Here is a 14495-nt window from a genome sequence, read left to right as displayed (position 1 = left end):
CCTTGAATTCATAAGACTGGGGTCAGACCACCGCCGACACAAAGCTTAGCGCTATCGCAAGCGGGGGTCTCACTCCGGTTTTCAACTACGGACGTATGGTACGGTAAATCACCGGATTGGCCGCCAGCGCCACCGCGCTGATGGCATACGCATCCTGGATTTCCTTGACGGCTTGCTGCGCCGCCGCTGCCGTGCGCGCGTGCACCATGGCCAGCGGCTGGCCGACAGCAACCTGCTCGCCCAGGCCCACCAGATCCGTCAGGCCGACGGCGAAATCGATGCTGTCCGTCGGACGGCGTCGGCCGCCGCCCAGGGCCACCACGGCCAGGCCGATGGCGCGGCAATCGCGCACGTTGGCGTAACCGGACGACAGCGCAGGCGCCGGCACGACGAACGGCGCCTGTTCCAGGTGCTTGTCCGGATGTTCGACCAGGTCGGCCGGGCCGCCCAGTGCGGACACCATGCGCGCAAAGCGCTCGGCCGCTTCGCCCGAATCGAGGGCCGCCATCAATTTCACGCGCGCCTCTTCTTCGGTGGCGGCCAGGCCGCCCAGCACCAGCATCTCGGCGCACAGCGCCAGGGTGACTTCATGCAGGCGCGCGGGACGCGAACGGCCCGTCAGGTAATCCATGGCGCCGCGCACTTCCAGCGCATTGCCGGCGTACGGCGCCAGCGACTCGTTCATGTCCGTCAAAATCGCCGACGTCTGCATGCCCGCGCCATTGCCGACGGCGACGATGCTTTCGGCCAGTTCCACCGATTTGTCGTAGGTCGGCATGAAGGCGCCCGTGCCCACTTTGACATCCATCACCAGCGCGTCCAGCCCGGCCGACAGTTTCTTCGACAGGATGGAGCCGGTAATCATGGCCACCGATTCCACCGTGGCGGTGACGTCGCGGATGCTGTAGAAACGCTTGTCGGCCGGCGCCAGCTGCGCCGTCTGGCCGATGATGGCCACGCCCACTTCCTTGACCACCTTGCGGAACAATTCATTGTCCGGCACCGTGCAATAGCCTGGAATGGCGTCGAACTTGTCCAAGGTGCCGCCCGTGTGTCCCAGGCCGCGGCCCGAGATCATCGGCACGTAGCCTCCGCACGCGGCGACCATGGGGCCCAGCAGCAGGGAGACGACATCGCCCACGCCGCCCGTCGAATGCTTGTCGACGATGGGGCCCGGCAAGTTCAGCGAACGCCAGTCCAGCACCTGGCCGGAATCGCGCATGGCCAGGGTGAACGCCACGCGCTCGTCCATGTTCATGTCATTGAAATAGACGGCCATGCCCAGCGCCGCGATCTGGCCTTCGCTGACGCTGCCGTCAGTGATGCCGCGCACGAAAAACTGGATTTCCTCGGCGCTCAGCACGCCCTTGTCGCGTTTCTTGCGAATGATTTCCTGGGTTAACAACATGGAATAACTCCAATCATGAGATCTGGGGTCAGTCCCTGCGGATCTGACCCCAGCTTTGTAACGCTAGCTACTTATCAGACGCCGTAAGGAATCCACACGTTTTTCACTTGCGACGCATGCGCCAGCACGGCACGGCCGCCGCTTTGCGCGGCGCTGTACCAGTCGCGGCCCTTGGCGCCGCCTACCCAGGTGCGCTTCAGGGTGCCGGCCGACAGGCGCTCGACTTCGGCGCAGCCGTCAAGCGAACCGTCATGGCGCCAGACGGCGTCGATGTCGGCGTGCGTGGCCAGGGTGCGCGCCAGTTCATCGGCGTTGCCGCTGATAATGTTGACGACGCCGCCCGGCAAGTCGGACGTGTCGAACACCTGGTACAGGTCCAGCGCGGAGAGCGGATGCGCTTCCGACGGTACCACCACCACGCGGTTGCCCAGCGCGATGGCCGGCGCCACCAGCGAAATGAAGCCCAGCAAAGGCGCTTCGTTCGGGCAGACGATACCGATCACGCCGACCGCTTCATTGAGCGCCACGGTGATGCCCTTGGTTGGCGGCTGGTGCGCCAGGCCGTCGTACTTGTCGGCCCAGGCGGCGTAGTAGAACAGGCGTTCGATCGATGCCTGCACTTCCTTTTCAGGATTTTTACTGCCCGTCATGGCAGCGATGCGGGCGGCAAATTCGTCGGCGCGCGCTGCCAGGTTTTCGGCGATGTAGTACAGCACTTGCGCGCGGTTGTGCGCCGTGGCGCTGGTCCAGCCGGACGCTTTATGGGCCGCTTCGACGGCATTGCGGATGTCCTTGCGGCTGCCCACGCCCACTTCGGCCAGCAGAGCGCCATTCGCGCCGAATACGGGCACGCTGTAGGCGCTGTCAGGGCGTGCCTGCTTGCCGCCGATGTACATCTTGGCCGTGCGGTCGATGGCGAACGGATCGGCTGCCGCCGGCTTTGCCGCCGCCTTGGCCTTGGCTTCTACCACCAGCAAGGCCGGACGCGCATCTTCGGCCAGGGCCGTCATGTATTCCAGCATGCCTTCGCGGCCGCCTTCACGGCCGAAGCCCGATTCGCGGTAGCCGCCGAAGCCGCACGCCGCGTCGAACTGGTTGGCGCTGTTGATCCACACCACGCCAGCCTTGATGGCAGGCGCGATGTCCAGCGCCAGGCTGATCGACTCGGTCCACACGCTGGCGGCCAGGCCGTACACCGTGTTGTTCGCCAGTTGCACCGCTTCAGGCGGCGTGCGGAAGCTCATCGCCACCAGCACGGGGCCGAAGATTTCAGCTTGCGCCACGGCGGCGGAAGTGGACGCGCCCGTGATCAGGGTCGGCGGGAACCACGAACCGTCCGCCGGCAATTCGCACGCCGGTTGCCATACGTCGCAGCCTTCGGCACGGGCCGAATCGACCAGCGCAGCGATGCGCTGGCGCTGCACGGGGTCGACCAGCGCGCCCACGTCCATCGATTTGTCCAGCGGCGAACCGAGGCGCAGGTTTTCCATGCGGGCGCGTACCTTGTTCAGGAAGCGCTCCTGGATCGATTCCTGCACCAGCAGGCGCGAACCGGCGCAGCAGACTTGTCCCTGGTTGAACCAGATCGAATCGACCAGGCCTTCCACGGCGCCGTCCAGGTCCGCGTCTTCGAAGACGATGAACGGCGACTTGCCGCCCAATTCGAGAGACAGCTTCTTGCCGCTGCCGGCCGTCGCCTCGCGAATCAGGCGGCCCACTTCCGTGGAACCCGTAAACGCGATCTTGTCGACGCCAGGGTGGTTGACGATGGCCGAGCCCACGCGGCCGTCGCCCGTGACGATGTTGACCACGCCAGCCGGCACACCCGCCTGCACGCACAATTCGGCGAACAGCATGGCCGTCAGCGAGGTGAATTCGGCCGGCTTGAAGACCACCGTGTTACCCGCGGCCAGGGCCGGGGCGATTTTCCACGACAGCATCAGCAGGGGGAAATTCCACGGCACGATCTGGCCCACCACGCCCACGGCGCGGTAGTCGGCGAATTCTTCCGACTGCAGCTGCGCCCAGCCGGCGTGATGGTAGAAATGGCGCGCGGCCAGCGGCAAGTCGATATCGCGCGTTTCGCGGATGGTCTTGCCGTTGTCCAGGGTTTCCAGCACGGCGAACAGGCGCGAGTGCTTTTGCAGCAGGCGGGCCAGCGCGTACATGACTTTCGCGCGGCCATGGCCGCCCATGCCTTGCCATACGGGCAGCGCGCGGCGCGCCGCTTCCACGGCGCGTTCCACGTCGGCATCCGTGGCTTGCGTCAGCTCGGCCAGTTGCGTGCCGTCGGCAGGATTGGTCGAGGCGAACAGCTCGGCCGGCTCGCTCCAGGCATTGTCGACGAACAGACCGAATGTGCGCTGGTGGCCGTCGAGCCACGCCTGCGCTTCTTTTTGACTTTCGGGAGCAGGGCCGTAGTCCATAGTATTGAGAATCTCGTTAATTGTTGGCATGACGATTGTTCTTTAAGGTTGTGCGTGACGATGATTGGCCGAGTAGCTGCCGGTGACGTAGTGCTCGAGCTGGCGCTCGATGTCGGTCAGCAGGCTGGAAGCGCCGATGCGGAACAGGTGCGGCTGCAGCCATTCGTTGCCCAGCTCTTCCTTCATCAGGGTCAGGTATTGCAGCGCGCTCTTGGCCGAGCTGACGCCGCCGGCCGGCTTGAAGCCCACCTGGAAACCCGTCTGCTCGTGGTATTCGCGGATCGTGCGCACCATCGTCAGGGCCACGGGGATGGTGGCGTTCACGCCCTCCTTGCCGGTGGAAGTCTTGATGAAATCGGCGCCTGCCATCATGCAGACCCACGACGCCTTGGCCACGTTTTCCATGGTCAGCAAGTCGCCCGTGGCGAGAATCGCCTTCACGTGCGCTTCGCCGCAAGCCTTGCGGTAAGCCAGCATTTCGTCGTACAGCACTTGCCAGTTGCCGTTCAGGACATGCTGGCGCGTGATGACGATATCGATTTCCGAGGCGCCCGCGGCGACCGACAGTTCGATCTCGCGCAGCTTCGTTTCCATGCTCGTCAAGCCGGCAGGGAAACCCGTCGACACGGCGGCGATGGGCAAGCGGCCCTGGATGACTTTCACGGCCGGCTGGATCATCTCGTGGTACACGCACACGGCGCCGGTGCTCAGTTCCGTCAAGCCCAACGCGTCCATCAGGTCGGCGCGCAGCGGGCGCATGGCCTTCATGCACAGGCGTTCCACGCGGCCCGGCGTATCGTCGCCGCCCAGGGTGGTCAGGTCGATCATCTGGATGGCTTTCACCAGCCAGGCGGCCTGGTATTCCTTTTTCACCGTGCGGCGGTTCGCCAGGCTGGCCGCGCGGCGGTCCGTCGCGGCGCGGTTGACGCGGATCTGGTTGATCCAGCCCAGGTCGAGGCCAACGGCCTCGTTACGCTTGAATTCGGGGTGCATGAGTGTCATAACAAGCTGGTTCCATTAGCAAGTGGTGGTACGCCAAGGTGCTTGGCGAGGGTTTGGCCAATATCGGAGAACGTCTCGGAAATACCCAGTGCGCGCGGAGCGACGCCGGGGCCGAAGAAGATCATCGGAATGTGTTCGCGGGTGTGGTCGGAGCCGTGCCAGGTAGGGTCGCAACCATGGTCGGCGGTGATCACGACCAGGTCGCCTTCCTTGAGCTTGGCCATGAATTCCGGCAAGCGCGCATCCATTTCGCGCAGCGCGTCGGCATAGCCTTCGACGTTGCGGCGGTGGCCGAAAGCCTGGTCGAAATCGACGAAGTTCACAAAAGTGAGCGACTTGTCCCGCACTTCATCGGCCGTCTTCAACAGCGCTTCGAACAGCGCCATGTTGTCGACGCCTTTGACGACGCGCGAGATGCCCTGGGTGGCGAAAATGTCGCTGATCTTGCCCAGGCCGACGACTTCGCCGCCCGCATCCTTGACGTGGTCGAGCAGCGTCTTGCTTGGCGGCGCGACGGCGTAGTCGTGGCGGTTGGAAGTGCGCGTGTAGTTGCCATTGCTGCCGGTGAACGGGCGGGCGATGACGCGGCCGATGTTGTACGGCTCGACCAGCTTGAAGGCCATTTCGCACACTTCATACAGGCGCTCGAGGCCGAACGATTCTTCGTGCGCGGCGATCTGCATCACCGAGTCGCCCGAGGTATAGATAATCAGCTTGCCGGTGGCGACGTGCTCGTCGCCATGCTTGTTGATGATGTCCGTGCCAGAGGCATGGCAGTCGCCGAGGAAGCCCGGCACGCCGGACATGGCTTTCAGCTTGTCGGTCAGGTCGGCCGGAAACGATGGCGTCGTGCGGGGGAAGTAGCCCCAGTCGAATTCGACGGGCACACCGGCGATTTCCCAGTGGCCGCTCTGCGTGTCCTTGCCGGTGGAGCGCTCGCGCGCCGCGCCGTAGGCGCCGGTGAAACCGTCGCGCTGCTCGAAGCCCGTGGCCCATTCGCCGCTGGCCAGGTGCGCCGCGGCGCCCAGGCCCAGGCGTTCCATGTTCGGGAGTTTCAAGGTCTTGCCGCTTTTGGCGACAGTGCTGGCAATATGGCCAAAGGTATTGGCACCTGCGTCGCCATACTTGGCAGCGTCTGGCGTCGCGCCAAGGCCGAAGGAATCAAGCAGGAGGATAAATGCGCGTGACATGATAAGGCTCGCTTTGTGGATGATGCGGACAGTGTAGGCCGGATTTTCCCGGCCTGCCGCGCGGCAGCGCCGGTGGCCGGCGCGCCGCTACTGCATAAAAAAGTGCTTAGGCTTGCGGTTTTTCAGCGACTTTGGAGAGGAAAGCCAGGATCAGCTTGACCAGGTCTTTGGCGCCGATGGCCGCGTATTTCAGGGTCTGTTCGTGCGACAGGGCGAATGGCGACATGCCTTCGGCCAGATTGGTGATGACGGACACGCCCACCACTTTCAAGTCGCAATGACGGGCCGACACCACTTCCGGCACCACCGACATGCCGACCGTGTCGGCGCCCAGGCGGGCCATCATGCGGATTTCCGCTGCCGTCTCGAAGTTCGGGCCAGGGTAGGCGACGAACACGCCTTCGTGCAGGGTGATGCCGTTCGTGGCGGCCGTGTCCTTGACCAGGTTGCGCAGATCCGCATCGTAGGCGTTGGCCATGCTGAAGAAGCGCGGGCCGAAGCGGTCGTCGTTCGGGCCGACCATCGGCGTGCCTGGCAACAGGTTGATATGGTCGCTGATGGCGACCAGGCTGCCAGCGTCCACTTCAGGACGCAGGGAACCGGCGGCGTTGGTGACGAACAGCATTTCGCAGCCCAGCAGTTTCAGGGTGCGGATGGCGCTCGTCATGACGCCCATGCCATAGCCTTCGTAGAAGTGGCCACGGCCCTTCATGCAGACGACGGCGACGCCCGACAGGGTGCCGACCACCAGTTCGCCGGCATGGCCGTGCACGGTGCTGATCGGGAAGCCTGGCAATTCGTCAAAGCTGATGCTGACGGCGTCCGTCATCTGCTCGGCCAACACACCCAGGCCGGAGCCGAGGATCATCGCCACGCGCGGCTTGAAATTTGCAGGAGCGCGGGCACGGATGATTTCGGCGGCGTGGAAAGGGCTGTTGTTCGACATGGTTATCCTCTGATTGACTAATGATGATGGGTTGCTGCCTGCGCGGCCGAGCCCAATGAAGGACTGCGGCCCAGGTATCGGCTAAGTATGGTGTTACAGGTATATCGAAATGCGTATTGCCACTATTTGCCGCCACTATGCATCAAACGGAATATGTATGGCAAATACCATTTTTCTTGCCCATTTATACAATTCAAATATAAATGGCCGACATTATAGTCCAGGCAAGCCCTGACCTGCCATGCCCCGAAAATGCATGCATACAAGCTCCATACGACCGCTTTTCGCGCACGCCTGACACGGGCTTGACATGGGCTTGACACATGGAAGACAAATGTTTACAGTCACGGACAAATGTTTAAACCTTCAGCGAAAACCTTGTGACCGACACCAATAAAAAAGACCAGCTGTACACGCTGATCCGCAACAACCCCTTCATCTCGCAGCAAGACCTGGCGAGCGAACTGGGCTTGTCGCGCTCGGCCGTCGCCGGCCACATCGCCGGTTTGATCCGCGAACGACGCCTGCTGGGACGCGCCTATGTGCTGCCCGACAGCCGTCCCGTGCTGTGCATAGGCGCCGCTAACCTCGACCGCAAGATGCGCACGCTGGCGACCTTGCAGATGGGCACCTCGAATCCCGTGCGCTCGGAAGAAGTGTTTGGCGGCGTCGGCCGCAACATCGCGGAAAACCTGGCCCGCCTGTCCATTCCCGTCGCCCTGCTGACGGCGCTGGGCGACGATGCGGCCGGCCACGCGCTGCAGACGCACGCGGAAGACGCGGGCATCGACATGCGCGGCAGCTTGCATTTGAGCAACACCAGCAGCGGCACCTATACGGCCGTGCTCGACGAACATGGCGAAATGCTGCTGGCGATGGCCAATATGCAACTCTACGAACAGCTGACACCCGCCTTTTTGCACAGCCGCCAGCCGCAGCGCGCGGCCGCCGCCCTCACCGTCTGCGACCTGAACCTGGGCCACGACAGCGTGCAGGCGCTGCTGGCCGACGCGCGCCAGGACGCCGCCCATGCGACGCCGCTGGTCATCGTCGCCGTCTCGCAGCCGAAGATGGCGCACCTGCCGCAAGACCTGACGGGCTTGCATTTGCTGATACTCAACCGTGGCGAACTGGAAACGCGCGTGGCGCGGGCCTTGCCCACGGCGTTCGAAGTGCGCGCCGCCTGCCGCGAAGTGCAGCGCCAGGGCGCGCGCCAGGTGATCGTCACCTGCGGCGGCGAAGGCGTGTACTTCACGGATGGCGACAGCCTGGACGCGCCTGTCGTGCATCTGGCCGCGCGCGAAGTGGACGCCGTCGACGTGACGGGCGCCGGCGACGCGTTTTCCGCCGCCGTCTGCTGGTCGCTGTACCACGACAGCGGCGACTTGAAACTGGCGTGCCGGCGCGGCCTGAAACTGGCCGCCATGACCCTGGAATCGGCCGCCACCGTCTCCCCCCATATTTCCGCCGGTGCGCTCGACAACATTGACGACGCTGACCTGGCGCCGCCCCCCCCTACCCTCTTTCAACAGGACTGACATGACCCAATTACAGAATTTCCTCTTGTTCTCGCAAGAAGTGCTCGACGCGCGCGCCGCCGGCAAGGCCATCGTGGCGCTGGAATCGACCATCATTTCGCACGGCATGCCGTATCCGCAAAACGTGGAAATGGCGCGCGAAGTGGAGCAAATCATCCGTGACGGCGGCGCCGTGCCGGCCACCATCGCCATCATCGGCGGCAAGATCTGCGTGGGCTTGTCGCCCGAGCAACTGGAATTGCTGGGCACCTCGCCCGACGCCATGAAAGTCAGCCGCCGCGACCTGCCGTTCGTCCTGTCGCAGGGTAAACTGGGCGCCACCACCGTGGCGGCCACCATGATCTGCGCGGAACTGGCGGGTATTTCCGTGTTCGTCACGGGCGGCATCGGCGGCGTGCACCGCGGCGCCGAAACGAGCTTCGACATTTCCGCCGACTTGCAGGAACTGGCGCAAACGTCCGTCGCCGTCGTCTGCGCGGGCGTGAAATCCATCCTCGACATCGGCCTGACCCTGGAATACCTGGAAACCCATGGCGTGCCCGTCATCAGCGTGGGCCAGGAAGGCTTCCCCGCCTTCTTCACGCGCGAAAGCGGTTTCAAGGCCGATTTCCGCCTCGATACGGCCGCCGAACAGGCTGCCTTCATCGGCACCAAGTGGCAACTGGGCTTGAAAGGCGGCGTGATCGTCAGCAACCCCGTGCCGGCCGCGCAAGCCATGCCCAAGGAAGAAATCGACGCCATCACCACGCAAGCGCTGCAGGAAGCGGATGCGGGCGGCGTGAAGGGCAAGCAAGTCACGCCATTCCTCTTGTCGCGCATCAAGCAGCTGACGGATGGCCGCAGCCTGGCGACGAATATTGCGCTGGTCAAGCACAATGCCCAGGTCGGCACGGCGCTGGCCATTGCCATGCAGGCAGTCGTGGCACGATAATAGGACTGCTGTAAAGAAAGCGCGCATGCCGGCATCCAGGCCTGCGCGCCGTTCCATCGCCTAGCACCACGCAACGCCAAGGAAAGCATGTCCATCGATCTGAAACAGTTAAAGTATTTTCTTGCCGTTGCCGAGGAGAAAAGCTTCAGCCGCGCCGCCGAGCGCCTGCATATCTCGCAGCCGCCCCTGAGCCAGCAGATCATGAAACTGGAAAGCGAACTGGGCGTACGCCTGTTTGCGCGCACCACGCGCACGTTCGAACTGACCGTGGCGGGCAAGGCGCTGATGAACGAGGCGGCCGACCTGCTGGCCAAGATGCGCATGACCATCGACACCATCCGCCAGATCGACCGCGGCGAAGTGGGCCGCTTGCGCGTGGGCATCGTCGGCTCGGCCATGTGGGGCCCCATTCCCAGCCTGCTGGAAGAATTCCAGACCAAATTTCCCCGCGTCAGCTGGACCATCCATGAATTTGGTCCCACGGTGCAATACGAAGCCTTGCGCGCCAAGCAAATCGACGTGGGCTTCTGGCGCGAACCCAAGCTCAACGACGACGACTTGCGTCACGACAATTTACGCCAGGAACTGTGTTTCCGCGAAAACGTCTGCGTGGCCGTCAATGAACACCACCCGCTGGCGAAAAACACGTCCATCGAACTGATCGACATCGCCCACGAACCGATGCTCACCCTGAACCTCGACAAATCCGCGTTTCCCCGCTATCTGGTGCAATGCTGCATCAATGCCGGCTTCGAACCCGTGATCTTCCAGGAAGCGAGCGAACCGCAAACCCTGCTGGCCATGGTGGGCGCGGGCCTGGGCGTGACCCTGGTGCCGGAAACGACGAGCCGCATCGGCTGGCCCGGCGTGGTGTTTCTGCCGATCAAGACCAATCCGCCGTCGGCCAACCTGTATATCAGCTACACCACGCTGGACGACGCGCCCGTCGTGCGGGCCTTCCTGAATATCCTGAATCCCCCCGCCGCTTGAAGCCGCAATTTATATGGCTTTCATATAAATAACTAAACAAAAACGTATTTGTCATACATATCTGGCATGATGCATAGTGATTCGGACGCCCATCGCGGCGCCGGTTCCGTGCTTGCCCTGCCCGTCAACTGACGGCGCATCCCAGCCCGCTCCGGCAGCCCCCTTCGATGTTGTACCTATAAAAGACACGGGGTCGACTGTTGCATGAGCATCACATTGTCGACATAAAAGCAGTCAAGGTCAGCAATGATCTTGTGCAATACAGTGCAATGTTGATAAGGAATTATCACCTCGTGCATCAAAAACAGGCTAAATCGGCCCCAAATTATATGTTTCACCTATAAAAAATATACAATATCGATCTTCCAGGAGCCAATTCATGAAACTTACACAATTTAGTTTGACGATCGCAGCCGTATTTCTGACTGCTCAAGCGTCCGCGGCTACCCCAAAACTGGGTGTCGTGTATGACGCGGGCGGCAAGTTCGACAAGTCGTTCAACCAATCCGCTTTCGAAGGCGCCTCGCGCTTCAAAAAAGACACGGGCATTTCCTTCATCGAAGTGCAAGCCTCCAGCGATACGCAAGCCGAGCAAGTCATGCGTGGCCTGGCCCGCAAGAAACTCGACATGATCGCCGCCATCGGCTTTGCGCAAACGCAAGCCGTGCAAAAGGTCGCCAAGGAATTCCCGAACGTAAAATTCGTGCTGATCGACGGCCAGGCCGCCGGCAGCAACGTCAATTCCGTCGTCTTCAAGGAAGAAGAAGGCTCCTACCTGGTGGGCGTGGCTGCGGCCATGGCCAGCAAGAGCAAGAAGGTCGGCTTCATCGGCGGCATCGATATTCCCCTGATCCGCAACTTCGCCTGCGGCTACGCGCAAGGCGTCAAGGCAGTGAATGCGAAAGCGGAAATCACGCAAAACATGGTCGGCACCACGTCCGGTGCCTGGAATGACCCGGCCAAGGGCGGCGAACTGGCCCGCTCGCAATTCGAGCGCGGCGTCGATGTCGTCTTCGCCGTCGCTGGCGGCAGCGGCATGGGTACCCTGCAAATGGCCAAGGAAAAAGGCAAGCTGGCCATCGGCGTCGATTCGAACCAGAACCATCTGTATCCAGGCAGCATCCTGACCTCGATGGTCAAGCGCGTCGACAACACCGTCTATGACAGCTTCATGGAAGTCAAGAACGGCACTTGGAAGGGCGGCGTCAGCTATAAAGGCTTGAAAGAAGGCGGCGTGGACTGGGCGCTCGACGCGAACAACCGCAAGCTGATTACGCCGGAAATCGAAAAGCGCGTGTTGGGTGCGCGTAAGGACATCATCGATGGCAAGATCAAAGTGATCGATTACCGCGTCGGCAGCAGCTGCCCGGTTTAATTTTTCTCCGTATCTTTTAGCGCGCCGCCGGGGCCAGTCTCCGCGCGGCGCGTTTCCATGAAACTATCCAGTTATGAACCTATGCAGCCAGCAGTAGAATTTCGCAGCATTTCCAAGCAGTTTGGACATGTGAAGGCGAACGCCGACGTCAACTTCTCCATCGCCAAGGGCAGTATCCACGGCCTGGTGGGGGAGAACGGCGCCGGCAAATCGACCTTGATGAGCATCCTGTACGGGTATTACCGTGCCGACGGCGGGGAAATCCTGCTCGACGGAAAAGTACAACCGATCCGCAACAGCCAGGAAGCGATCAACCTCGGCATCGGCATGGTGCACCAGCACTTCATGCTGGTCGAGAACTTCACCGTTCTCGACAATATCATGCTGGGCACGGAAGGCGGTTTTCGCCTGGCCAGCCACCGCACGGAAGCGGAAGCGAAGTTGCGCGAGATTTGCGCCCGCTACCGCCTCGACGTCGACCCGCTGGCAAAGATCGAAGACCTCTCCGTCGGTGCGCAGCAGCGCGTGGAAATCCTCAAGCAGATTTACCGCAGCGCCAATATCCTGATCCTCGACGAGCCGACAGCCGTGCTGACAGCCCAGGAAACGGCTTCGCTGTTTGAAATCTTGCGCCTGTTCAAGGAACAAGGCAAGACCATCATCCTGATCACGCACAAGCTGCAAGAGATCCTGGAAATCACCGACAACGTCACCGTCATGCGCGGCGGCACGGTGGTGGGCGCCGTGGCGACCGCCGGCACCTCGAAAGAGGAACTGGCCAACATGATGGTCGGCCGCCCCATCCAGAGCCACTTGCCTCGCGCACCGTACAATCCGGGCGCCACGGTGCTGGAAGTTGACGGTTTGCAACTGGCCGATGACCAGCAAGTCAAATTGCTGGCCGACATAGGTTTCAACTTGCGCGCCGGCGAAATCGTCGCCATCGCGGGGGTGTCGGGCAATGGGCAGAGCGAGCTGCTGGAAATCCTGTCGGGCATGCGTTTGCCGACGTCGGGCAAGCTGCGCTTCCTGGACAAGGACTTGCCGTTTGCCAAGCGCCACGATGCCGACGGCTTGCCGCTGGCCTTCCGCGAACTGGGCATCGCCCACATTCCGGAAGACCGCTTGCGCGATGGCGTGGTGAAAAATTTTTCCGTCATGCAAAACACCATCCTCGGTTACCAGGACCGCCTGAAAAACCGCTGGGGCTTGTTCAACTTCAAGGCCATCGGCGCCCGCTGCGCGCAATTGCTGAAGACTTTCGACGTGCGCCCGGCCAATCCGGACCTGCGCATCGGCTTGTTGTCGGGCGGTAACCAGCAAAAGGTGGTGATCGCGCGCGAAGTACTGGCCAAGCCAAAACTGATGCTGGTGGGCCAGCCCACGCGCGGCGTCGACATCGGCACCATCGAAAGCATCCATACGCAATTGCTGGCCCTGCGCGACGCGGGCGTGGCGATCCTGCTGGTGTCCGTCGAACTGGAAGAAGTGCGGGCGCTGGCCGACCGCATTCTCGTCATGTGCGGCGGACGCATCACCGGCGAACTGAAAATTGAAGAATTCGATACCACCCGCATCGGTCTGTTGATGGGGGGAATGCATAAATCATGAATAACGACTTGCCACGCTGGGCGACAGCCTTTGTCATGCCCATGTTAAACCTGCTGTCGGCCTTGCTGGTCGCAGCCCTGGTGATTTATATGCTGGGCGAAGACCCGGCCGAATCGCTGTCGATCCTCGTCCACAGCGCCATCCTCAATCCGGAAGGCTTGAGCTATACCCTGTTCTACGCCAGCACCTTCATCTTCACGGGCCTGTCCGTTTCCGTGGCGATGCAGGCCGGCCTGTTCAATATCGGTTCCGAAGGCCAGATGTATATCGGCGGCCTGGGCCTCACTGTCGCCATGCTGGCCTTCGACCAGACCCTGCCCGCCTGGCTGCTGATTCCGGCCGCCATGATCGGCGCGGCCCTGTTCGGCGCGCTGTGGGGTTTCCTGCCCGGCTACCTGCAAGCGAAGCGCGGCAGCCATATCGTCGTCACCACCATCATGTTCAACTTCATCGCCGCCAGCCTGATGAACTTCGTGATCGTGAAATACCTGATCCCGCCAGGCGAACAGAACACGGCCAGCCGCGTGTTTGCGGAAAGCGGCGAAATGCCGCGCCTGTCCACCTGGTTCCCGTCGCTGGGCGACACCCCGCTGAACATCAGCTTTATCCTGGCGATTGCCGCGCTGGTAATTTACGGCGTGATGGTCTGGCGCTCGTCGTGGGGCTTCAAGCTGCGCGCCACGGGCCTCAACAAGCACGCGGCCCACTATGCGGGCGTGTCGATCAGCAAGATGATCATCATCGTCATGCTGATCTCCGGCGCGCTGGCAGGCTTGGGTTCCGTCAATTCCATCATGGGTTCGACGCATTATCTGTCGCTCAATTTCGTCGGCGGCGCCGGCTTCATCGGCATCGCCATCGCCCTGATGGGCCGCCAGCATCCGGTCGGCATCTTCCTGTCGGCCGTGCTGTTCGGCGCGCTGATACAGGGTGGTTTCGACTTGTCGCTGGAAAAACCGAATATCCCGACGGAAACTTTCATTTTCATCCAGGGCTTGATCATCCTGTTCTGCGGCGCCATGGAAAACTTCTACGCACCGGCCATTTCCGCCCTGCTCAAGCGCACCAAAGGCTAACA

General features: G+C 62.2%; 11 protein-coding genes. 6 read left to right on the top strand and 5 right to left on the bottom strand.

Annotation, left to right across the window (positions count from 1 at the left end):
* Positions 1–85: 85 nt before the first annotated feature.
* The 5 genes from deoA to xapA form a co-directional block, all read right to left on the bottom strand.
* Entirely contained in the window at positions 86–1408 is a 1323-nt protein-coding gene (gene deoA, locus O0881_RS23140; RefSeq protein WP_289913263.1) for a thymidine phosphorylase, read from the bottom strand.
* A 74-nt stretch (positions 1409–1482) separates the two neighbouring features.
* On the bottom strand, positions 1483–3834 hold the full coding sequence (locus O0881_RS23135) for an aldehyde dehydrogenase family protein (RefSeq protein ID WP_289913545.1): 2352 nt from the start codon (positions 3832–3834) through the stop codon (positions 1483–1485).
* 42 nt (positions 3835–3876) lie between these two features.
* Positions 3877–4836, bottom strand: a complete 960-nt coding sequence (gene deoC, locus O0881_RS23130) for a deoxyribose-phosphate aldolase (RefSeq protein ID WP_046685481.1) — start codon at positions 4834–4836, stop codon at positions 3877–3879.
* Entirely contained in the window at positions 4833–6026 is a 1194-nt protein-coding gene (locus tag O0881_RS23125; protein ID WP_289913262.1) for a phosphopentomutase, read from the bottom strand. Before O0881_RS23125 ends, deoC begins: the two co-directional genes overlap by 4 nt.
* Before the next feature lie 106 nt (positions 6027–6132).
* Positions 6133–6972, bottom strand: a complete 840-nt coding sequence (gene xapA / locus O0881_RS23120; RefSeq protein WP_099665372.1) for a xanthosine phosphorylase — start codon at positions 6970–6972, stop codon at positions 6133–6135.
* Between the two features lie 380 nt (positions 6973–7352).
* On the opposite strand from xapA, the gene O0881_RS23115 reads away from it, so the two are divergent.
* From O0881_RS23115 to O0881_RS23090, 6 genes are all read left to right on the top strand, one after another.
* Complete coding sequence (locus tag O0881_RS23115) at positions 7353–8510, top strand: carbohydrate kinase (RefSeq protein ID WP_289913261.1); 1158 nt, start codon at positions 7353–7355, stop codon at positions 8508–8510.
* Between the two features lies 1 nt (position 8511).
* Positions 8512–9441 (top strand): pseudouridine-5'-phosphate glycosidase, encoded by a 930-nt coding sequence (locus tag O0881_RS23110; RefSeq protein WP_099665374.1) that lies wholly within the window; start codon positions 8512–8514, stop codon positions 9439–9441.
* A gap of 87 nt (positions 9442–9528) precedes the next feature.
* Complete coding sequence (locus O0881_RS23105) at positions 9529–10431, top strand: LysR family transcriptional regulator (protein ID WP_077400023.1); 903 nt, start codon at positions 9529–9531, stop codon at positions 10429–10431.
* 379 nt (positions 10432–10810) lie between these two features.
* A complete protein-coding gene (locus O0881_RS23100) occupies positions 10811–11806 on the top strand; it encodes a BMP family ABC transporter substrate-binding protein (protein WP_086145103.1) in 996 nt (331 codons plus the stop codon).
* An 81-nt stretch (positions 11807–11887) separates the two neighbouring features.
* Complete coding sequence (locus O0881_RS23095) at positions 11888–13417, top strand: ABC transporter ATP-binding protein (protein WP_289913260.1); 1530 nt, start codon at positions 11888–11890, stop codon at positions 13415–13417.
* Entirely contained in the window at positions 13414–14493 is a 1080-nt protein-coding gene (locus tag O0881_RS23090; protein ID WP_035824975.1) for an ABC transporter permease, read from the top strand. The genes O0881_RS23095 and O0881_RS23090 overlap by 4 nt, the downstream gene beginning before the upstream one ends.
* The last annotated feature ends 2 nt before the right edge of the window (positions 14494–14495 follow it).

Origin of the sequence: Janthinobacterium sp. SUN100, assembly GCF_030397705.1 — a bacterium.
Classification (GTDB): domain Bacteria; phylum Pseudomonadota; class Gammaproteobacteria; order Burkholderiales; family Burkholderiaceae_D; genus Janthinobacterium; species Janthinobacterium kumbetense.
The sequence above is the reverse complement of the archived record's forward strand: the minus strand, read 5'-3'. Positions and strand labels throughout refer to the sequence as shown.

What these genes read in the sequence shown, in the direction of transcription:
- deoA (WP_289913263.1), bottom strand. Translation starts at nt 1,408, where the DNA reads ATGTTGTTAACCCAGGAAATCATTCGCAAGAAACGCGACAAGGGCGTG.
- O0881_RS23135 (WP_289913545.1), bottom strand. Translation starts at nt 3,834, where the DNA reads ATGGACTACGGCCCTGCTCCCGAAAGTCAAAAAGAAGCGCAGGCGTGG.
- deoC (WP_046685481.1), bottom strand. Translation starts at nt 4,836, where the DNA reads ATGACACTCATGCACCCCGAATTCAAGCGTAACGAGGCCGTTGGCCTC.
- O0881_RS23125 (WP_289913262.1), bottom strand. Translation starts at nt 6,026, where the DNA reads ATGTCACGCGCATTTATCCTCCTGCTTGATTCCTTCGGCCTTGGCGCG.
- xapA (WP_099665372.1), bottom strand. Translation starts at nt 6,972, where the DNA reads ATGTCGAACAACAGCCCTTTCCACGCCGCCGAAATCATCCGTGCCCGC.
- O0881_RS23110 (WP_099665374.1), top strand. Translation starts at nt 8,512, where the DNA reads ATGACCCAATTACAGAATTTCCTCTTGTTCTCGCAAGAAGTGCTCGAC.
- O0881_RS23105 (WP_077400023.1), top strand. Translation starts at nt 9,529, where the DNA reads ATGTCCATCGATCTGAAACAGTTAAAGTATTTTCTTGCCGTTGCCGAG.
- O0881_RS23100 (WP_086145103.1), top strand. Translation starts at nt 10,811, where the DNA reads ATGAAACTTACACAATTTAGTTTGACGATCGCAGCCGTATTTCTGACT.
- O0881_RS23095 (WP_289913260.1), top strand. Translation starts at nt 11,888, where the DNA reads ATGCAGCCAGCAGTAGAATTTCGCAGCATTTCCAAGCAGTTTGGACAT.
- O0881_RS23090 (WP_035824975.1), top strand. Translation starts at nt 13,414, where the DNA reads ATGAATAACGACTTGCCACGCTGGGCGACAGCCTTTGTCATGCCCATG.